Source organism: Achromobacter sp. Root83 (assembly GCF_001428845.1).
Taxonomy (GTDB): domain Bacteria; phylum Pseudomonadota; class Gammaproteobacteria; order Burkholderiales; family Burkholderiaceae_B; genus Achromobacter.
The window spans coordinates 57,148-78,002 of record NZ_LMIU01000022.1; the positions used below are offsets into that span (position 1 = coordinate 57,148).

Below are 20,855 nucleotides of genomic sequence, written 5' to 3' on the forward strand. Positions count from 1 at the left end.
CTTGCTGCTCCCTGTTTCGAACTCAAGCCATTAAATACCGACCAGTCAGTCGCTAGCTTTGATTTCGGTCAAAGCATGGTCAAGACAGCATCGGCAGAATAAGTGCAAGACCCCGTGTCGGGTCCGTCCCGGACGGCCGGGCCACAAGCCTGCCTTTTTTCGTGACGCGCCCGGCACCCTTGTGCTGGAGAACCGTTGCATGACTTCCCCCGCGTTTGCCGCCAAGACCGTCGCCCGCCTTGCCCCCGCCGCCCTGTCGGCGCTGCTGACCGCGGGCTGCGCGTCGCTCGCGCCCGACTACCAGCGCCCCGCCCTGCCTGTGCCCGCCAGCTACGCCGAGGCCGGACAGGCCGGGGCCGGATCCGCCGGACAGGCCACCGACCAGGCCGCCGCGCAGTCTGCCGGCCAACCCGCCGCGCAATCCGGTATCGCGGCCCGCGTCGCGTGGCAAACCTATTTCTCCGACCCGACGCTGCAGGGATTGATCGCCACCGCGCTGGACAACAACCGCGACCTGCGCGCCGCCTTGCTGCGGGTCGAAGAGGCGCGCGCGTTGTACGGCATACAGCGCGCGGACGAGTTCCCCACCCTCGGCGCCCAGGCGGACGGCACGCGCGGCCGCGTACCGGGCGACCTGAACCTCACGGGCCAGCCGCAAGTCACCAGCCAATACCAGGTGGGCATCGGCATGGCGAGCTGGGAGCTGGACTTCTGGGGCCGCGTGCGCAGCCTGAACCAAGCCGCGTTGCAGAACTACCTGGCCACGGAGGCCGCCGCGCGCGCCGCCACCTTGAGCCTGATCGCCCAGGTCGCCGACAGCTACCTGACGCTGCGCGAACTGGACGAGCGGCTGGAACTCACCCGGGAAACGATCGAATCGCGCGCGGAATCGCTGCGCATATTCCGCCGCCGCTTCGAAGTGGGCGCCATATCGAAACTGGACCTGACGCAGGTGGAAACGCTGTGGCAGCAGGCCAAGGCGCTGGGCACGGAGCTGGAGCAGACCCGCGCCGCCCAGGCCCACGCGCTGGAACTGCTGGTGGGCGCGCCGCTGAACCTGCCCACGCAGCAGCCCCGGCTTGACGACGACGCCGTCATGCGCGCGCTGCCGGCCGGGCTGCCGTCCGACCTGCTGACCTACCGTCCCGACATCATCGCGGCCGAGCATCAGCTACAGGCTGCCAACGCCAACATCGGCGCGGCGCGCGCCGCGTTCCTGCCCAGCATCACGTTGACCGGCGCCTTCGGCACGGCAAGCGCGGAACTGGACGGCCTGTTCGCGGGCGGCAGCCGCGCCTGGAACTTCGCGCCCAGCATCAATCTGCCGATCTTCGACGCGGGCCGCCGGGAATCGTCCCTGGACCTGACGCAGGCCCGCCGCGACCTGGCTGTCGCAAACTACGAAAAAACCATACAGGCAGCCTTCCGGGACGTGTCCGACGCGCTCTCCGCGCGCCGCTGGCTGGCCGAACAGGTCGAGGTGCTGCGCGCCACCGTGGCCGCGCAAAACGAGCGCGCGCGCCTGGCCCAGCTTCGCTATGACCACGGCGCCTCGCCCTATCTGGAGGTGCTGGATGCCAAGCGTGACCTGCTGGCCGCGCAGCAGCAGCTCGTGCAAACCCGCCGCGCGCTCCTGTCCAGCCGCGTCGGCCTGTACGCGGCGTTGGGCGGAGGCACGCAAGCGTCCGCGTCCGCCGCTCTGGACGCTCCCCACAGTTGATAACCACGGACCAAGGACCCGCCGCCATGCCTCTGCCTTCCCGAAAACTGATATCCCTGCTTGCCGTCCTGGCCGTTGCCGCCGCGGGCTATTACGGATGGCGCCTGCTGGCCGACACCGGTCCCGGTGCAGGCTTTATCAGCGGCAACGGCCGGATCGAAGCGACCGAGATCGATGTGGCCACCAAACTGGCCGGCCGCGTGCAGGAGGTGCTGGTCACCGAGGGAGATTTCGTTGCCGCCGGCCAAACCCTCGCGCGCATGCAGATCGATACGCTGCAGGCCCAGCGCGAAGAGGCACGCGCCCAGCATCAGCAGGCGGTCAACAGCGCGGCCAGCGCGGCGGCCCAGGTGGCGCAGCGCGAAAGCGACAAGCTGGCCGCCGAAGCCGTGGTGGTGCAGCGGGAAAGCGAGCTGGACGCGGCGCGCCGCCGCCTGGCGCGGTCCGAAACGCTATCCAAGGAAGGCGCGTCGTCGATCCAGGAGCTGGACGACGACCGCGCCCGCGTGCGCAGCGCGCAGGCGGCGGTGAATGCCGCTCGCGCCCAGGTGACGGCCGCGGCCGCCGCCATCGAGGCGGCCCGCGCCGCCCGGGTCGGAGCGCAATCCGCCATCGCCGCCGCCCAGGCCACCGTCGCGCGCATCGACGCCGACATCGCCGACAGCGAGCTGCGCGCCCCGCGCGCCGGCCGCGTGCAGTACCGCGTGGCGCAACCCGGCGAGGTGCTGGCGGCCGGCGGCAAGGTGCTGAACATGGTGGATCTGGCCGACGTCTACATGACGTTCTTCCTGCCCGAACAGGCCGCGGGCCGCGTAGCGCTGGGCCAGGACGTGCGCATCATCCTGGACGCCGCGCCCGAATACGTCATCCCCGCCAAGGTGTCTTTCGTGGCCAGCACGGCGCAGTTCACGCCGAAGACGGTCGAGACGGCCAGCGAACGCCAGAAGCTGATGTTCCGCGTCAAGGCGCAGATCAGCCCCGAACTGCTGCTGCAGCATCTGAAGCAGGTCAAGACCGGCCTGCCGGGCGTGGCGTGGCTGAAGCTGGACGCCGGCGCCCAATGGCCCGCCAACCTTGAAGTCAAGGTGCCGTGATGTCCGCCGCGCCCGTCGTCACACTGTCCGAAGTCAGCCTGCGCTACGGCAAGACGCTGGCGCTGGACGGCATCACGCTGGACATCCCGGCGGGACGCATGGTGGGGCTGATCGGCCCGGACGGCGTGGGCAAGTCCAGCCTGCTGGCGCTGGTGGCCGGCGCCCGGGCGGTGCAGCGGGGCAGGATCGTGGTGCTGGGCGGTGACATGGCCAGCCGCCGGCACCGCGACGACGTCTGCCCGCGCATCGCCTACATGCCGCAAGGGCTGGGCAAGAACCTGTACCCCACCCTGTCGGTGGAAGAGAACCTGCAATTCTTCGGCCGCCTGTTCGGCCATGACGCGGCCGAGCGCCGCCGGCGCATCGACAGCCTGACGCGCAGCACCGGCATGTCCGCCTTCCTGTCGCGCCCCGCCGGCAAGCTGTCCGGCGGGATGAAGCAGAAGCTGGGCTTGTGCTGCGCGCTGATCCACGACCCCGACCTGCTCATCCTGGACGAGCCCACGACCGGCGTGGATCCGCTCGCGCGCGCGCAGTTCTGGGACCTGATCAATCAGATCCGCCAGGAACGGCCGGGCATGAGCGTCATCGTGGCGACGGCCTACATGGACGAAGCGCAGCGCTTCGACTGGCTGATCGCGATGGACGAGGGCCGGGTTCTGGCCACCGGCTCGCCCGCGGAACTGGAACAACGCACAGGCGCGGATTCGCTCGAAGCGGCGTTCATCGCGCTGCTGCCGGAAGAAAAGCGGCGCGGGCACCAGCCCGTGGAAATCGTGCCGCTGGCGTTGGACGAAGACGCCGAGATCGCGATCGAAGCGCGCGACCTGACCATGCGGTTCGGCGACTTCGTGGCGGTGGACCACGTCAATCTGCGCATCCGCCGCGGCGAGATCTTCGGCTTCCTGGGATCCAATGGCTGCGGCAAGTCGACCACCATGAAGATGCTGACCGGACTGCTGCCCGCCAGCGAGGGCCAGGCCTGGCTGTTCGGCAAGGAAGTCGATCCCCGCAATATCGATACGCGGCGCCGCGTGGGCTATATGTCGCAGGCGTTCTCGCTGTACGGGGAGCTGACCGTGCGGCAGAACCTGGTGCTGCACGCCCGCCTGTTCCATGTGCCCGAGGCCGACATCCCCGCGCGCGTCGACGACATGGCGGGCCGCTTCGATCTGGGAGACGTGCTGGACGCGCTGCCCGAGAGCCTGCCCATGGGCGTGCGCCAGCGCCTGTCGCTGGCGGTGGCCATGGTGCACAAGCCCGAGCTGCTGATCCTGGACGAACCGACATCGGGCGTGGACCCCGTCGCCCGCGACAACTTCTGGCGCCTGCTGATCGCGCTGGCGCGGCAGGATCAGGTCACGATATTCATCTCGACGCACTTCATGAACGAGGCCCAGCGCTGCGATCGCATGTCGTTGATGCACGCGGGCAAGGTGCTGGTCAGCGCGTCGCCCGCCGAGATCACGCGGATGCGTGGCGCGAAGACGCTTGAAGAGGCCTTTATCGCCTATTTGATCGATGCGGGCGCCGGCGCGGCGCCGGAGGCTGGCGGCGCGCCGCCCGCGCCAACCGCGCCCCGGGCCGCGGAGGAACCGCGGCCCGGGTTCAGCATGCAGCGCACGTGGAGCTACATGTGGCGGGAAGCGCTGGAGTTGCGGCGCGACCCCGTGCGCGCCACCCTCGCCCTGATGGGATCGCTGCTGCTGATGTTCGTGATGGGCTATGGCATCAGCCTGGACGTCGAAGACCTGCGCTACGCGGTGATGGACCGCGACCAGACCACCCTGAGCCATAACTACAGCCTGAACCTGTCCGGGTCGCGCTACTTCATCGAACGGCCGCCCATCGCCGATTACGCCGACATGGATGCGCGCATGCGCAGTGGCGAACTGTCCCTGGCGATCGAGATTCCGCAGGGCTTCGCGCGCGACGTGCAGCGCGGCAAGCCCGTGCAGATCGGCGTGTGGATCGACGGCGCCATGCCGCAGCGCGCCGAGACCATCCGCGGCTACGTGATGGGCATGCACCAGGGCTGGCTGGCGCAGCAGGCGCGCGAAAGGCTGGGCGCCAGCGCGGCGTCTTCGGTCGGCATCGAGACCCGGTTCCGCTACAACCCCGACGTGCGCAGCCTGCCCGCCATGGTGCCCGCGGTGATTCCCCTGCTGCTGCTGATGATGCCGGCCATGCTGACCGCGCTGGCGGTGGTGCGCGAAAAAGAGCTGGGCTCGATCATCAACCTGTATGTCACGCCCGTGACCCGGCTGGAATTCCTGCTGGGCAAGCAGGCGCCGTACGTGGCGCTGGCCATGCTGAATTTCCTGCTGATGACACTGCTGGCGGTGACGCTCTTTGGCGTTCCCATCACCGGCAGCTTCGCCACCCTGCTGCTGGCCGCGCTGATCTACAACGTGGTGGCCACCGCCATCGGGCTGCTGGCGTCCACGTTCACGCGCAGCCAGATCGCGGCGCTCTTCTTCACCATGATCGGTACGCTGGTGCCCGCCGTGCAGTTCGCCGGGCTGCTCAATCCGGTGTCTTCGCTGGAGGGCGGCGGGCGGCTGATCGGGCAGATCTATCCCGCCACGCACATGCTCACCATCAGCCGCGGCGTGTTCAGCAAGGCGCTGGATTTCCCGGACCTGCAGGGTTCGTTCTGGCCGCTGCTGGCTGCGATACCGATCATCCTGGGCGCCTCGGCGCTGCTGCTGAAGAAGCAGGAGACCTGACATGAGGCATCTGGCCAATATCTACCGCCTGGGCGTCAAGGAGCTATGGAGCCTGGCGCGCGACCCGATGATGCTGGTGCTGATCGTCGTGTCGTTCACGCTGATGATCTACACGGCGGCCACCGCGGTGCCCGAGACGCTGCACAACGCGCCCATCGCGGTCGTGGACGAAGACGTGTCCCCGCTGTCGGCGCGGATCGCCTCGGCCTTCTATCCCCCGCATTTCACCCCGCCCCGGATGATCGGCTCGGCCGAGGCCGACGCGGGCATGGACGCTGGGCGCTACACGTTCTCGGTCAATATCCCGCCGAATTTCCAGCGCGACGTCCTGGCCGGCAAGCCGGCGGAGATCCAGTTGAACGTGGACGCGACCCGGATGAGCCAGGCGTTCACCGGCAGCAGCTACATCCAGCAGATCATCACCGACGAGATCAACGAATTCGTCAGGCGCTACCGCGCCCCCGCCGAACCGCCCGTGGACCTGGCGGTGCGCATGCGATTCAACCCCAATCTGACGCAGGCCTGGTTCGGCGCGCTCATGGAGATCATCAACAACGTCACGATGCTGTCCATCATCCTGACCGGGGCGGCGCTGATCCGCGAGCGCGAACACGGCACCATCGAGCATCTGCTCGTCATGCCCGTGACGCCGACCGAGATCATGGTCGCCAAGGTCTGGTCCATGGGGCTGGTCGTATTGGCGTCCGCTGCGCTATCGTTGACGTTCGTGGTGCGCGCCCTGTTGCACGTGCCGATCGAAGGCTCGGTGGCGCTATTCCTGACCGGCGTGGCGCTGCACCTGTTCGCGACGACCTCCATGGGCATCTTCATGGCCACGCTTGCTCGCAGCATGCCGCAGTTCGGCATGTTGCTTGTACTAGTGCTTCTGCCCCTGCAAATGCTGTCAGGCGGCACCACGCCGCGCGAAAGCATGCCGGAGTTCGTACAGAACATCATGCTGGCCGCCCCCACGACCCATTTCGTGGAACTTGGCCAGGCCATTCTCTATCGCGGCGCGGGCATCGGCGTCGTGTGGCAACCCTTCCTGGCGCTGGCGCTGATCGGCACGGTCCTGTTCTCGCTATCCCTGGCACGCTTTCGCAAGACCCTCAGCCAGATGGCATGAGGCCCAGGTTATTCGTTTCCCCTTACCACGCTATTTTTAAAAGGACGGATGATGAAGAAGACTACAGCCTCCATGCCCCAAGGCCTCGCGGGCGCTAATGCGGCCTATTGCCAGCGCCTGGCCCAGCTTGCCCAGGAAAGCCAGCAGCGCTGGATCGAACTGGGCCAGCGCCTGGCCGGCGACAGCACCAGCCAATACCTGGCCACCCTGGCTCCTCTGACGCCGGCCGGCAACTGGCAGGAGATCGCCCCCGCGCTGGGCGAGCTCACGCGCAAGCGGTGGCAATGCCAGCTTGACGCCAGCCAGGCCATCACCCACGCCGCGCTGACGGAGCAGGCCGCGCTGGCGGCCGGCCTGGGCGAAGCAATGAGCGAATGGTTCAAGCGCGCCACCGATGTCGGCGCGGGTGCCGATGCGTCTCCGCTTACGCAGATGTGGTCCACGATGTCGAACCAGATGGCGGCCGCATGCTCGGCCATGCGCGACGCCAGCCAGCCGGGGGCCCATCATGACAGTTGACCCACGCACGGCCCTGATCACGGGCGGGGCCGGCTGCCTTGGCCGCGCCATCGCCGTGGCGCTGCACGACGCCGGCCATGACGTGATCGTCACCTACCATTCCAGCGAAGCCGCCACGCGCGAGTGGGTCGAAGAAGAGGCGGCCAAGGGGCGCAAGTTCGCCATGTACAAGGTGGACGTGGCGGACTTCGACTCGTGCCAGGCGCTGGTCCAGCGCCTGGCGCAGGACGGCCGCCAGATCGACATCCTGGTGAACAACGCCGGCATCACCCGCGATGCCAGCCTGCGCAAGATGACCGCCGATAACTGGGCCGAGGTCATGCACAGCAACCTGGATTCCATGTTCAACATGACGCAGCCCTTATGCGGCGCGATGGCGGACCGGGGCTGGGGCCGCATCGTGAATATCTCGTCCGTGAACGGCAGCAAGGGCGCTTTCGGGCAGACCAACTACGCCGCGTCGAAGGCAGGCATACACGGTTTCACCAAGTCGCTGGCGCTCGAATTGGCGAAAAAGGGGGTGACGGTGAACACCGTGTCGCCGGGCTATCTGGCCACGCGCATGGTGCAGGCCGTGCCTGAAGAGGTCATGAAGGAAAAGATACTGCCGCAGATTCCGCTGGGGCGTCTGGGCCAGCCCGAGGAGATCGGCGCGCTGGTGGCGTTCATCTGCAGCGACGCCGCCGGTTTCATGACGGGCAGCAACGTGGCCATGAACGGCGGGCAGCACATGTATTGACGGCAGCGCGGCGGGCCCGTCCGGGCGGGCGCCTGGCTGGGCACGCGCCCGAGCGCCCTGGATGCCCCAACCGGGCGGATCAAGCGATACAACAGCGCAATCTGCGCTGTTTTTTTGTAACTTCAGAGAATTTGAATTCCAGGAAACACAGCGGATTCTCCTATGCATGGCCTGTGTTTCTCGTGCCGCGCGCCCAAACTGATCCGCTTTTTCCAGATGTCTCTGAATCTGTACTGTCTCTAGCCAAAGTCCTACCTTCGTGGTGCAGGTCAACACCCCGTCAGCGCCCGCCGTCTTGTGGCGGTCCGCCAGCGCTGGCAACGAAAGTCAGGAATACCACCATGGATAGCGACGCGCTATTGCTAGCCCGAATACAGTTCGGCTTCACCATCTCGTTTCACATCGTCTTTCCCGCCATCACCATCGGTCTGGCCAGCTACCTGGCCGTGCTGGAAGGCTTCTGGCTGCGCACGGGCAAGACGGTCTACCGGGATCTCTATCACTTCTGGACCAAGATCTTCGCCGTCAACTTCGGCATGGGCGTCGTGTCCGGCCTGGTGATGGCTTACCAGTTCGGCACCAACTGGAGCTTCTTCTCCGATTTCGCGGGCAGCGTGACCGGGCCGCTGCTGGCCTACGAGGTGCTGACCGCCTTCTTCCTGGAAGCCGGCTTCCTGGGCGTGATGCTGTTCGGCTGGTCGCGCGTGGGGCCGGGGCTGCATTTCTTTTCGACCATCATGGTTGCGTTGGGCACGCTGGTGTCGGCCACCTGGATCCTGGCGTCCAACAGCTGGATGCAGACGCCCGCCGGGTACGAGATCCTGGACGGGCGCGTGGTGCCCACCGACTGGCTGGCCGTGATCTTCAACCCGTCCTTTCCCTATCGGCTGGCGCACATGGGCATCGCCGCCTTCCTGGCCACCGCGCTGATGGTGGGCGCGTCCGGCGCCTGGCACCTGCTGCGCGGCGACCGCAGCCCGGCGGTGAAGAAGATGTTCGCGATGGCGATGGGCATGCTGCTGCTGGTGGCGCCGCTGCAGGCCGTGGTGGGCGACTTCCATGGCCTGAACACGCTCAAGCACCAGCCCGCCAAGATCGCTGCCATCGAAGGGCATTGGGAAAACGAGCCGGGCGCGGGCGTGCCGCTGACGCTGTTCGGCATTCCGGACATGGAGCGCGAGGAAACCCGCTACGCGGTGAACATTCCGCGCCTGGGCAGCCTGATCCTCACGCATAGCTGGGACGGCCAGTTCCCCGGCCTGAAATCCTATCCCCCCGAAGACCGGCCCAATTCGCTGGTGGTGTTCTGGTCGTTCCGCGTGATGGCCGGGCTGGGCGTCCTGATGATCGCGCTGGCCGCGTGGGCGCTGTGGGCCCGCTGGCGCCATCGGCTCTACGAGTCGCGCTGGCTGCACCGCTGCGCGCTATGGATGGGGCCGTCCGGGCTGGTGGCGATGCTGGCCGGCTGGTATGTCACCGAGATCGGGCGCCAGCCCTGGATCGTCTATGGCGTCATGCGCACGGCGGACGCCGCCACGCCGCACGGCCTGGGCGAACTCACGCTGACGCTGGCGCTCTTCGTGGTGGTCTACCTGCTGGTCTTTGGCGCGGGCGTGTCCTACATGCTGCGCCTGATCCGCATGGGCCCCAGCCCCGCGCCCGGCCACGCGCCGCTGTCCGGCGGCCCGGGCGAAGCGCGCCAGCCGTCGCGGCCGCTGTCGGCCGCGTCCACCCTGGCGGGCATCGAGCCCGCGCCACGCAAGCATTCGGGAGTCTGAGCCATGGGCGTAGACCTTGCATTGATTTGGGCCGTCGTCATCCTGTTCGGCGTGATGATGTACGTGATCATGGATGGCTTCGATCTGGGTATCGGCATCCTGTTTTCGCTGATCTCCGACCGCGAGGAGCGGGACGTGATGGTCAATACCGTGGCGCCGGTCTGGGACGGCAACGAGACCTGGCTGGTGCTGGGCGGCGCGGGGCTGATGGCGGCGTTTCCGCTGGCCTACTCGGTGATCCTGAGCGCGCTGCACCTGCCGCTGGTCTTCATGCTGCTGGGGCTGATCTTTCGGGGCGTGGCGTTCGAGTTCCGCTTCAAGGCCGACGAGCACCATCGTCCGCTGTGGGATTTTGCCTTCGTCTTCGGTTCCCTGTGCGCCACGTTTTTCCAGGGCGTCACGCTGGGCGCCTACATCGAAGGCATTCCGGTCGCCGGGCGCGCCTACAGCGGCGGCCCCTGGGACTGGATCAGCCCGTTCTCGATGTTCACCGGCGTGGGCCTGGTGGCCGCATACGCGCTGCTGGGCTGCACCTGGCTCATCATGAAGACCGAAGGCCGGCTGCATCGCCACATGTGCGATATCGCGCGCCCCCTGACGCTGGCGCTGCTGGCCGTCATCGCCGTGCTGAGCGCCTGGACGCCGCTGGCGCAGCCGCAGATCGCGCAGCGCTGGTTCAGCCTGCCCAATATGTTCTGGTTCTTTCCGGTGCCGCTGCTGGTGGCCGCGGCGGGCTTTGAACTGATCCGCCGGGTCAAGGGCATGCCTGCCGCCGGCCCCTTCGTGCTGTCGCTGGCGCTGGTCTTCCTGGGATACAGCGGCCTGGGCATCAGCATCTGGCCCGCGATCATTCCACCGGACGTATCCATCTGGACGGCGTCCGCGCCGCCGCAGAGCCAGGGCTTCGCGCTGGTGGGCGCCCTGGCGATCATTCCGATTATCCTCATGTACACCGCCTGGTCGTATTACGTGTTCCGGGGCAAGGTGCGCGCGGGCGAGGAGTTCCATTGATGAACGGCACGCAACCCTCCCTGCCCTCGTGGCGCAGCCGCCTGCTGTGGCTGGCGGCGATCTGGGCCTGCAGCGTCGGGGCGCTGGGCGTGGCGGCCTATGCCCTGCGCCTGGTCATGAGATCCATCGGCATGTCGGCCTGAACCTCAGTATCCTGCACACGGATTCTCCATGAAGCGCTATGAACGCCTGACCGAAGAAATCACCGCCTCGATCCTGTCCGGCCTGCTGCAGGTGGGCGACCGCCTGCCCTCGGTGCGGCAGACCAGCGCCAGCCGCGGCGTCAGTCCGTCGACGGTGTTCAAGGCCTATTACCTGCTGGAGGCGCGCGGACTGATCCGCGCGCGCGACCGGTCCGGGTATTACGTGCAGCGCGCCCCGCGCGCCGCGCTGCCCGAACTGGACGGCCTGTCCAGCGCCACCCCGGGCCGACATCCGGTGGACGTCAGCGACAACGTGCTGCGCGTGCTCAATGCCACGTTGCGCCGCGACATGCTGCCGTTCGGTTCGGCCTTTCCCAGCCCGTCGCTGCTGCCCTACGGCCGGCTGGCCAGGTTCATGGCGGCCACCGTCCAGAAGCTGGATCCGTGGGGTTCCATCGACGACCTGAGCCCAGGCGACGCCGCCCTGCGCCGCGCGATTGCGCTGCGCTACCTCGCCGATGGCCTGTCCGTGCCCGTGGACGACATCATCATCACCAATGGCGCGCTGGACGCGCTGAACCTGTGCCTGGCGGCGGTGACCCGCCCCGGGGACGCTGTCATCGTGGAATCCCCCACGTTCTACGCCGCGCTGCAATCACTGGAGCGCAGTGGGCTGCATGCCATCGAGGTGGCGACGCATCCGCGCGAAGGCATTGACCTGCAGGCGCTGGAAGAAGCCATCCTGCAGCACCACCCGCGGGCCTGCTGGCTGATGACCACCTTCCAGAACCCGCTGGGCAGCCTGATGCCGGATGAAAAAAAGGAGGCGCTGGTCAAGCTGCTGACCCGCCACGACGTGGCGCTGATCGAGGACGATGTCTACGGCGAGCTGTACTTCGGCGATACGCGGCCGCGGCCGGCCAAGGCCTTCGACACGGAGGGCATCGTGATGCACTGCGCGTCGTTCTCCAAGACGCTGGCGCCGGGTTACCGGGTGGGCTGGGTGGCCGGCGGCCGCTACACGCGCCAGATCATGCGCAACAAGCTGACCACCAGCCTGGCCACTGCGGCCCCCACCCAGGCGGCCATCGCGGCCTATCTGGAGAAAGGCGGCTTCGACCGCCACCTGCGGCAATTCCGCCAGGCCCTGGCCTTGCAGCAGGGCGAACTGCTGCAGGCCATCGCGCGCTACTTTCCCAAGGGCACGCGCGCCACGCGCCCGGCGGGCGGCTACTTCGTCTGGGTGGAGCTGCCGGCGCATATCGACACGTTGAAGGTACACCGCGCCGCGCTGGACCACGGCATCAGCATTGCGCCCGGCCCGCTGTTTTCATCGTCGGGCGCCTTCGGAAATTTCCTGCGCCTGAACCACGGCCATCCCTGGAACGATGCAATGGAACAAGGGATGGCGACGCTGGGGAAACTGCTGGCTAGCGGATAGCGCGGTTTGTCTTGGGCAGCGATCCACGTTATAAATGAGTGTTATTCCTATTAACATTCATTCATACGCCGTCCATGGACTCCCCCGCGTACAAGAACGTTCACCAGCTTTACGCGGAACACCACGACTGGCTGTTGGGCTGGCTGAACCGGCGTGTGAACAACCGCGCCGACGCTGCCGATCTGACGCAGGACACGTTCTGCCGCGTCCTGACGTCCGCCAGCGCCACCCCCATTGCCGAACCCCGGGCCTACCTGCTGACCCTGGCGCGACGGCTCACCATCGACCTGTGGCGGGCGCGCGATGTCGAAGCGCGCTATCTCGAAGCGCTGGCGCACGAACAGGAGTCCGTGGCCGTGTCGCCCGAGACCCTGGTGATGCTCAAGCAGGCCGTCATGGAGATCGACGCCCTGCTGGACGGGCTGCCCGTTCCGGTCAAGCATGCGTTCCTGTTGAACCGGCTGGACGGCATGACGCACCCCGCCATCGCGCAAGCGCTGGGGCTGTCGCTTGCCACCGTCGAGCGCCACGTGAAACGGGCCTTTCTGCATTGCCTTGCCGCGCGCCGCGCCGTGGTCGCGTAATGAAGGCGACGCCCGCCACCGGCGCGCCGATGGAGCTCGCGGTCGACTGGATCGTGCTGCTGACGTCCGGGCAGGCCTGCGATCGCGACCGCCAGCGTTTTGAACACTGGCTGGCCAGCCACCCCGACAACGCGCGCGCCTGGGCCGAGGTCGACGGCCTGATGCGCCAGCCGCTGTCCCGGCTGCGCACGGCCTCGCGCGACGCCCCCGGCGCCGCGCGCGCCGCCCGCGCCACGCTGCTGCAAACCAGCGGCCTGGACCGGCGCCGCGTGCTGAAGCTGGCGATGCTGACGGCTGGTGTCGGCGTCGGCGCGCTGGTCACCAACCGCTATGTGCCGCTGGCTGGCCTGACCGCCACCTATTCGACGCGCACTGGTGAACGCCGGACGTATGCGCTGGCCGACGGCTCGGTGCTGACGCTGAACGCGCGTTCGGCCGCCGACGTGCATTACGACGACGCGCAACGCACGGTCGTTCTGCGCCAAGGCGGCCTGTACGCCGAGGCGCACGCCGACCGCCGGCCCTTCGTCGTGCGCACGCCCCTGGGCAACGTATCGGCCGAGGCTTCCCGCCTGGCCGTCAACCTGTTCGACACCTACGCGGTTGCGAGCGCCATCCAGGATGCGCTCACGCTGCGCCCTGAACGCGGCCAGCCCATGGCATTGCAGCAGGCCGCTACGGCGGCGTTCGACCGGGACCGCGTCTGGATGCGCGACGATGTCGCGCAGGCCAGTTGGCGCGGCGGCATCCTCACCGTGCGCGACACCCGGCTGGACGAAGTGGTGGAGCAGTTGCGTGCCTATCAGCCCGGCCTGATCCGCGTGTCGCCCCAGGCCGCCTCGTTGCGCGTCTTCGGCGTCTTTCCGCTGGACGATCCGCGCCGGACGCTGCTGGCGCTGAGCGAGACGCTGCCCATCCAGGTGCAGCGCTACGGGCCATGGCTGACGCTGGTGGATGCGGCCTGAAAAAAAGCCGGCCGGCAGTGAGGGGATTTCGAATCGGCAGCCGTCATGACTTATGACGCAACCGAAATCCTCGCAACCGACCCTCTGCAATCATGAAATTCCCCTTGCCCCCCGCCGCGGCGCTTGTCGCCTGCGCGTTGAGCGCCTGCGTACTGGCGCAACCCGTGAATGCCCAGGACGCTGCCCCCGCCGCCGAGCGGGCCGCCCTGCCCTACGATCTATCGTCCGCCCCCCTGGCCGACACGCTCAGCCAGATCTCGCTGCGTAGCGGTCAAACCATTTCAGCCGGCGCCGAACTCGTGACGGGCAGGCAAGCCGCGCCGGTGCGCGGCGTGCTGACCGCCGAGGCGGCCGCCCGGCAGGCGCTGGCAGGCACGGGACTGGAGCTCGTGGTCACGCGCAACGGCGTGCTGACCGTACGCCCCGTGCCCGCGGCGGGCGCCGTGACCGCGCTCGAGCCCGTGGTGGTCACCGCCAGCGGCATGATCCCGCCCAGCGAAGGCACCGGCTCATACACCATGCCCGAGTCGTCCTCGGCCATGCGCATGCGCCTGACGATGCGGGAAACGCCGCAATCGGTCAGCGTCATCACGCGCCAGCAGATGGACGACCAAGGCATCGTAAGCGTGGCGAGGGCTCTTGAGCAGACACCCGGCATTACCGTCGTCCAGGACAATTCCGAGGGCTACAGCTTCTACTCGCGCGGCTTCCAGCTGGAGAATTTCCAGTTCGACGGCCTGCCCAGCCTGTCCAGCGACGGCGGGAACGTCCGCGACAACTACAGCATCACGAACACGGTCATCTACGACCGCGTGGAAATCCTGAAGGGGGCCACCGGACTGGTCAACGGCGCGGGCTATCCCTCTGGCGTCGTCAACTTCATCCGCAAGCGGCCCACGCAGGAATTCCAGGGCAGCCTGAGCGCTGGCGCCGGGTCCTGGGACCGCTTCCGCAGCGAAGTGGACCTGGGCGGCCCCCTGAGCGAAAACGGCAAGGTGCGCGGCCGCGTGGTCGGCGCCGCCGAGACCCGGGGCAGCTTCATGGACTACGCCCGAGGCAAGGAATACGTCGGCTACGGAATCCTGGAAGCCGACCTGACCGCGCGCACCAAGGCATCCATCGGCGTGGACTATCAGCAGAACCGCAACAACGGCACCACCAACACCCATCTGCCTTCGCTGTTCTCCGAAGGGTCGCCGGTCACGTTTTCCCGGTCCACGAACCCGGCCGACAAATGGGCGTGGCGCAACCAGGACACCACGCGCGTCTTCGCTGACATCGAACACAAGCTGGACAATGGCTGGAAATTCAAGCTGGCCGCCGCCCATCGCAACTACAGCTCGCGCGAACTGATCTCCGGCATGAGCGGCGCCCTGGTCGACGTGGATACCCACAGCATCGACCACGGCTTCTATGCGGGCGGCGCCTCCCGTTTCAACACCGACTCGCGCGAGAACACCGTCGACTTCCAGGCGTCCGGACCCTACAGCCTGTTCGGTCGCCAGCATGAGCTGGTGCTGGGCTACAGCGCCGCCCGCACCCATTCGCAATCGAACCGGTATGACGGCGAAACCGATTTGCTTATCGACGACGCCTTCAACTGGCGCAACAACGCCGCCGAGCCCGGCTCGTACGAATGGTGGCTGACGCACAACGTGCTGGTGAACCAGAAGATCCTGTACGGGGCGACGGTGCTGCGCCCGGCCGACCGTCTCGCACTCATTCTGGGCGGCCGCTTGACGGACTATTCGTGGAGCCTGGACGGACGTCTGGGTAACGGCCGGTCCACGCACTACGCTTCCAGCGTCGACAACAAGTTCATCCCCTATGCCGGCATTACCTATGATCTGGATAGTTGGAACACGCTTTATGCCAGCTACACCGATGTATTCAAACCCCAGGCCTACAACTTCGACGCCGGCAACCGCCAACTGGATCCGCTGACCGGCAAGAGCTACGAAATAGGCGCCAAGGGCGAATACCTGGATGGCCGCCTGAACGCCAGCATCGCGCTGTTTCAGCTCAAGCAGGACAATGTCGCCGAACCCGATCCCAGCGGCGCGTCGACCCCTACCGGCGGCACGGCCTACATCGCGATTCCGGGCGTCACCACGCGCGGCGTGGAACTGGAGGTCTCCGGCGAGGTGATGCCGGGTTGGCAGGTGAATGCCGGCTACACCTACAGCCGGTCGCGCGACCGCGACGGCAAGCGGGTCAGCGCCACGCAGCCGGAGCACCTGTTCAAGGTGGCCACGGCCTATCGCCTGCCCGGCGACTGGCACCGCCTGACCGTCGGTGCGAACCTGCATTGGCAAAGCGGCACGTACTTCACGCAAGAGGTCGAATCGAGCGACCATCGCTTCACGCAGGACAGCTTTGGCGTGCTGGGGCTGATGGCCGGCTATGACTTCAGCAAGGACCTGCGCCTGACCGTGAACCTGAACAACGTGCTGGACAAGCACTATTACTCGGGCATGGGCAACTACAACTCGGTCTTCTACGGCGCGCCACGCAACGTGTTCGCACAGCTTCGGTACAAGTTCTAAGGCGGGTCAGCGCAAGGCGGATCCGGCGGCGGCGCGCGCCGCCTCCACGTCCCCGTGCAGGGACGCCGCATCCGGCCGCAGGGGCAGCACGAGCCGCCCCTGGCGGTCGATCGCGCCCCATTCCCCGCCCACGACATAGCTGTGTTCGCCATCGGGCGTGCGTTCCAGGCGGCAGCCCTTGCATACGGCGGCCAGGCCGCCGCTGAAGCGGTCCACCCAGTCATAGGGCGTGGCCAGCACGCGGTTGAGCTGCTTGTCGTAATAGGCCATGCCGCCCGGCCAGGGGCCGCGCGTCAGGCCCGCTTCGAAGTCGTCGGCGCCGTTGTCGAAGGTGACGACCGCAACGGCATAGCCATCCGGACGCACCCAATGCCATGACCCGTTGGCGGTGGCCGGCGACAGGCCGTCGCCTGCGAAGTCCATGCGCGCCAGCACATCGGGCCGGAACGCCACGGATTCGCCGGCGGGGCGGGCGCAATGCTCGGCGTATTCCAGCGATCCGCCGGCGCCCTTCTCCGCGTAAAAGCAGGGCAGGCCGTAATCGGCGGCGTTGCCCGAGGCCAGGGCAAGCGAGGAAAGCAAGGCGGCGATAAACATGCGGGCGATCCTAGCACGGGGCGGCACCGGCTTTTCCCAATGGCCGCCTGCCGCCCGCCGCCAAAAAATAGCGGCCCCGCAGGGCCGCCATTCAGATCATGCAGGTCATTCGGGTCAGTTGGCGGTGGCGCCCGAGTCCTTGACGGCCTTTGCCCAACTGGCGATCTCGGTCTGGATGAACTTGCCGAATTCGGCGGTGTTCACGCCGGACGCGCGCGCGCCCTCTTCGAGCAGGCGCTGCTTGACTTCCGGCGCGGCCAGGGCGCCGCTCAGGGCCTGGTTAAGCCGCGCCACCACCGCGTCCGGCGTGCCGGCCGGCGCCACGATGCCGTGCCAGGACACCGCCTGGAATCCGGGCAGACCCGATTCCGCCATCGTCGGCACGTCGGGCATGGCCGACGAGCGCTCGGGCGACGTGACGGCCAGCGCGCGCAGCGTGCCCGCCTTCACGTGCGGCAGCACGCCGGGAATGGTGGTGAACATGAAGTCGATCTGGCCGCCGATCAGGTCCGTGATGGCGGGGCTGCCGCCCTTGTAAGGCACGTGCGTGAACTGCAGCTTGGCTTCGCTCTTGAACATCTCGCCCGCCAGATGCCCCGGCGTGCCCGCGCCCGCCGAGCCCATGTTGGTCTTGTCGCCCTGCGAACGGATGAACGCGATCAGCTCCTGCACCGTGGTGGCCTTGACGTTCGGGCCCACCACCAGCACGTTGGGCACGGTGGCCAGCAGCGTGACCGGCGTGAAGTCCTTCACGGCGTCATAGGAAATGCGCGAGTACAACGACGGGTTGATGCCGTGCGTGCTGGCGGTGGCCAGCAGCAGCGTGTAGCCGTCCGGCGCGGCGGAGGCCACCTGCTTGGCCGCGATGGTGCCGTTGGCGCCGCCCTTGTTGTCGATCACGATGGTCTGGCCCAGCGTCTTGGCGGCTTCGGCGGCGACGGTGCGCGCCAGGATGTCGGACGTGCCGCCGGCGGAGTGCGGCACGGACAGCGTGATCGGCTTGGCCGGGAAGGATTGCGCATGCGCCGCCGGCAGCGCCGGCGCGAGACAGGCGGCCAGCGCGACGCGCGCCAGCAATCGAGTACGGAACATTGGAGTCTCCAGGGTTGTTGTCGGTTGCGGCGCCTTCCTGGGCGCCGTCATAGGCGTGATAAGGCCGGTTCAGTCCGATCCGAGCTGCAGCTTGTTGGGCTGGCGTTTTTCGATGGACCATTTCAGCAGCGCGGCCGACCGATAGATGCCATGCGCGAACTTGCCGTAGGGCAAGGTCAGGAACAACGCCATCACCACGCCCAGGTGGATCGCCAGCAGCAGCGCCATCGCGCCGCCGTCGCGGCCCGCCAGCAGGACCAGGCCCGTGGCGCTGGTCAGGAACAGCAGCACGATGAAGCCGCGGTCCATCGGCTTTTGCGCCGCGTCGCCCTGCTGCGGATGACGCTTGATGTTCAGCCACAGCAATCCGGCCGGCCCGATGAGCAGGCCGATGCCGCCCACGGTGCCCAGCAGCACCGGGGCGCTCAAGAGCGGATAGGGGGCCTGCAGGCCGAGCAGGTAGTGATACAGCGTGGCCACGCAGGTGGCCGCGAAGCACAGCATGAAGCCGTAGAACGTGAAGTGATGGAAGCGCCTGCGCCACAGCGTGAAGGCGTCGTCGGCGTTGTTGCAGCCCTTGCCGTGGCCGCCGTCCAGGTAGCGCAGGCGCAGCGCGTCGTGCGCGGCCTCCGCCACCGCCGCGCCCGACGCCGCCCCCGGGCTCACGTTGCGCCAGAAGCGCGTGACGCCCACGGCCAGCGCCAGCATCGAGAATCCGAACACCACGCCGAACATCAGCGCCAGCGTGTTGTGCGGAAACACGGCATAGAAATTGCCCGCCATCGGCTCGTGGAACAGGCCACCCGCCATCAAGACCGCCAGGACCAGGAACAGCGCCAGCCCCGCGGCCGTGGCCAGCGACAGGGCCAGCCCGTTGCGCTTGTACAGCGTGCCCAGCGCGGCCGGCCAGGCGTAGTCGGTATAGGTCTGCACCCGGACCTTGGCCATGGCCTGCGGCACATTGACCGCGAACTCGTGCGGCGGCGCGTACTGGCACGCGTGCAGACAGGCCCCGCAGTTATGGCACAGGTTGGCCAGGTAGTTCAGGTCGGCCTTGCCGAATTCCAGGCGCCGGGTCATGGCGGGAAACACCGCGCAGAAGCCTTCGCAGTAGCGGCAGGCGTTGCAGATCTGCATGACGCGCGCCACTTCGGTTTCGTCGTCCGTCAGGGTCTCGGTCAGCGGCTTGGCGGTCCTGCCGTGAAAATGCACGGGCTGCTCCGCCATGGCGGGACCGGCTTCCGGGTGGCTGTTGGAGAACGACTGCGCCTCGCGGGCCAGGGCTTCAAGCTGCTTCATGTTGTGCTCCCGCAAGTTGCTGGCGGCGCGCGGCGGCGGCGGCCTGGGTCCCGGCGATGCGGCCGAAGGCCGTGCCGATGGACATGCCCACCCCGGCCGTGTAGCCCTTGCCCAGCACGTTGCCGGCCATCATTTCGCCGGCGACAAACAGGTTGCCGCTGGGCTGGCCGTTGAACCGGACCGCTGCAGTGTCGTCCACCTTCAGGCCCAGGTAGGTAAAGGTGATGCCGGGCCGCAGCGCATAGCCGTAGAACGGCGCGGTGTCGATCGGCCGCGCCCAGTGCGTCTTGGCGGGCGTCAGGCCCTCGGTGTGGCAGTCGTCCAGCGCGGTGTGGTCGAACCTGCCCACGCGGCAGGCCTCGTTGTATTGGCGGACCGTCTGTTCGAAGGTGGCCGGGTCCAGGCCCAGCTTTTCGGCCAGCTCGGGCAGGGTGTCGGCCTGCACGCCGGGAAACACCGGCGGCATGAAGCGGCCGATCGCCTTGGCGTCGATGATGGAATAGGCGATCTGGCCCGGCTGCATGGCGGTCAGGCGGCCCCAGATGGCGTAGCGCTTGGGCCAGAAGTCTTCGCCCTCGTCATAGAAACGCACGGCATCGCGGTTGACCACCACGCCCAGCGACACGCAATCGATGCGCGTGCAGATGCCGCCGTCATACAGCGGCGCGCGGGCGTCGATGGCCACGCAATGCGATTGGGACGGGTCGCCGATGCTGTCCGCGCCCGCATCCAGCATGAATTTCAGCAGCACGCCCATGTTGAAGCGCGTGCCGCGGATCAGGAAATTGTCGGCCGGCCATTCGCCGCGCTCGTTCTGGCCCCAGGCCTCGCGCAGCCATTCGCGGTTGGACTCGAACCCGCCGGCGGCCAGCACACAGGCGCGGGCCTCGATGCGTTCCGAACCGATGCGCGCGGCCACGAAGCGGCCGTTGTCCAGTTCCAGGGAATCGACCGGCGCGTTGTAGCGGATCTTCACGCCCAGCGCCTCGGCGCTGCGGTAGTAGGCATTGACCAGCGCCTTGCCGCCGCCCATGAAGAAGGCATTGGTGCGCGCCACATGCAGCGCCCCCGACAGCGGCGGCTGGAAGTTCACGCCATGGCGGCGCATCCAGTCCCGGCAGGTGGAGGATTCGCGGATGACCAGCCGCGCCAGATGTTCGTTGGTCAGCCCGCCCGTGACCTTGAGCAGGTCCTGCCAGTATTCTTCTTCGGGATACGCGTCGGTCAGCACGTCCTGCGGCGCATCGTGCATGCAGCGCAGATTGCGCGTGTGCTGCGAGTTCCCGCCCCGCCATTCCTGCGGCGCCGCTTCCAGCAGCAACACGCTGGCGCCGGCCTCGCGCGCCATCAGGGCCGCGCACAGCGCCGCGTTGCCCCCCCCTATCACCAAGACGTCGACCATGCCATCTTCCCCAATTCAAGGGGAAGACTGTACGCAGCGGCGCGCCGTTGCGATATCAGGCGGGCGTCAA

At 67.6% G+C, this 20,855-nt stretch carries 17 protein-coding genes; 13 read left to right on the forward strand and 4 right to left on the reverse strand.

What is annotated here, in order from left to right:
* The first annotated feature begins 199 nt into the window (after positions 1-199).
* From ASE30_RS16095 to ASE30_RS16150, 13 genes are all read left to right on the forward strand, one after another.
* Complete coding sequence (locus ASE30_RS16095) at positions 200-1,720, forward strand: efflux transporter outer membrane subunit (RefSeq protein WP_057285293.1); 1,521 nt, start codon at positions 200-202, stop codon at positions 1,718-1,720.
* Between the two features lie 26 nt (positions 1,721-1,746).
* Positions 1,747-2,814 (forward strand): HlyD family secretion protein, encoded by a 1,068-nt coding sequence (locus ASE30_RS16100; RefSeq protein ID WP_057285294.1) that lies wholly within the window; start codon positions 1,747-1,749, stop codon positions 2,812-2,814.
* Complete coding sequence (gene rbbA / locus ASE30_RS16105; protein WP_057285295.1) at positions 2,814-5,543, forward strand: ribosome-associated ATPase/putative transporter RbbA; 2,730 nt, start codon at positions 2,814-2,816, stop codon at positions 5,541-5,543. Before ASE30_RS16100 ends, rbbA begins: the two co-directional genes overlap by 1 nt.
* A gap of 1 nt (position 5,544) precedes the next feature.
* Positions 5,545-6,669, forward strand: coding sequence for an ABC transporter permease (locus tag ASE30_RS16110; protein ID WP_057285296.1), 1,125 nt, complete (start codon positions 5,545-5,547; stop codon positions 6,667-6,669).
* Positions 6,670-6,720: 51 nt separating this feature from the next.
* Complete coding sequence (locus tag ASE30_RS16115) at positions 6,721-7,188, forward strand: hypothetical protein (RefSeq protein WP_369819332.1); 468 nt, start codon at positions 6,721-6,723, stop codon at positions 7,186-7,188.
* Positions 7,178-7,927 carry an acetoacetyl-CoA reductase gene (gene phbB, locus ASE30_RS16120; protein ID WP_057285298.1) on the forward strand — a complete coding sequence of 250 codons (750 nt, stop codon included), beginning with the start codon at positions 7,178-7,180 and terminating at the stop codon, positions 7,925-7,927. The genes ASE30_RS16115 and phbB overlap by 11 nt, the downstream gene beginning before the upstream one ends.
* A gap of 341 nt (positions 7,928-8,268) precedes the next feature.
* Entirely contained in the window at positions 8,269-9,705 is a 1,437-nt protein-coding gene (locus tag ASE30_RS16125) for a cytochrome ubiquinol oxidase subunit I (protein WP_057285299.1), read from the forward strand.
* Positions 9,706-9,708: 3 nt separating this feature from the next.
* Entirely contained in the window at positions 9,709-10,716 is a 1,008-nt protein-coding gene (gene cydB, locus ASE30_RS16130) for a cytochrome d ubiquinol oxidase subunit II (RefSeq protein ID WP_057285300.1), read from the forward strand.
* The gene (locus ASE30_RS28585) at positions 10,716-10,859 is read left to right on the forward strand and encodes a DUF2474 domain-containing protein (protein ID WP_082601601.1); all 144 of its coding nucleotides are present in this window, start codon (positions 10,716-10,718) and stop codon (positions 10,857-10,859) included. The genes cydB and ASE30_RS28585 overlap by 1 nt, the downstream gene beginning before the upstream one ends.
* A 28-nt stretch (positions 10,860-10,887) precedes the next feature.
* Positions 10,888-12,300 carry a PLP-dependent aminotransferase family protein gene (locus tag ASE30_RS16135; RefSeq protein WP_057285301.1) on the forward strand — a complete coding sequence of 471 codons (1,413 nt, stop codon included), beginning with the start codon at positions 10,888-10,890 and terminating at the stop codon, positions 12,298-12,300.
* A gap of 74 nt (positions 12,301-12,374) precedes the next feature.
* Positions 12,375-12,884: a sigma-70 family RNA polymerase sigma factor gene (locus tag ASE30_RS16140; RefSeq protein WP_057285302.1), complete on the forward strand. Its 510-nt coding sequence runs from the start codon at positions 12,375-12,377 to the stop codon at positions 12,882-12,884.
* A complete protein-coding gene (locus tag ASE30_RS16145) occupies positions 12,884-13,849 on the forward strand; it encodes a FecR domain-containing protein (RefSeq protein ID WP_057285303.1) in 966 nt (321 codons plus the stop codon). The genes ASE30_RS16140 and ASE30_RS16145 overlap by 1 nt, the downstream gene beginning before the upstream one ends.
* Before the next feature lie 92 nt (positions 13,850-13,941).
* Positions 13,942-16,395 (forward strand): TonB-dependent siderophore receptor, encoded by a 2,454-nt coding sequence (locus ASE30_RS16150; protein ID WP_057285304.1) that lies wholly within the window; start codon positions 13,942-13,944, stop codon positions 16,393-16,395.
* 6 nt (positions 16,396-16,401) lie between these two features.
* On the opposite strand, the gene ASE30_RS16155 is transcribed toward ASE30_RS16150, so the two are convergent.
* From ASE30_RS16155 to tcuA, 4 genes are all read right to left on the reverse strand, one after another.
* Entirely contained in the window at positions 16,402-16,992 is a 591-nt protein-coding gene (locus ASE30_RS16155) for a WG repeat-containing protein (protein ID WP_057285305.1), read from the reverse strand.
* Positions 16,993-17,106: 114 nt separating this feature from the next.
* Positions 17,107-18,084, reverse strand: coding sequence for a tripartite tricarboxylate transporter substrate binding protein (locus tag ASE30_RS16160; protein WP_057285306.1), 978 nt, complete (start codon positions 18,082-18,084; stop codon positions 17,107-17,109).
* A 69-nt stretch (positions 18,085-18,153) separates the two neighbouring features.
* Entirely contained in the window at positions 18,154-19,383 is a 1,230-nt protein-coding gene (tcuB, locus tag ASE30_RS16165; RefSeq protein WP_057285307.1) for a tricarballylate utilization 4Fe-4S protein TcuB, read from the reverse strand.
* Complete coding sequence (tcuA, locus tag ASE30_RS16170; RefSeq protein ID WP_057285308.1) at positions 19,370-20,785, reverse strand: FAD-dependent tricarballylate dehydrogenase TcuA; 1,416 nt, start codon at positions 20,783-20,785, stop codon at positions 19,370-19,372. Before tcuA ends, tcuB begins: the two co-directional genes overlap by 14 nt.
* Positions 20,786-20,855 lie beyond the last annotated feature (70 nt).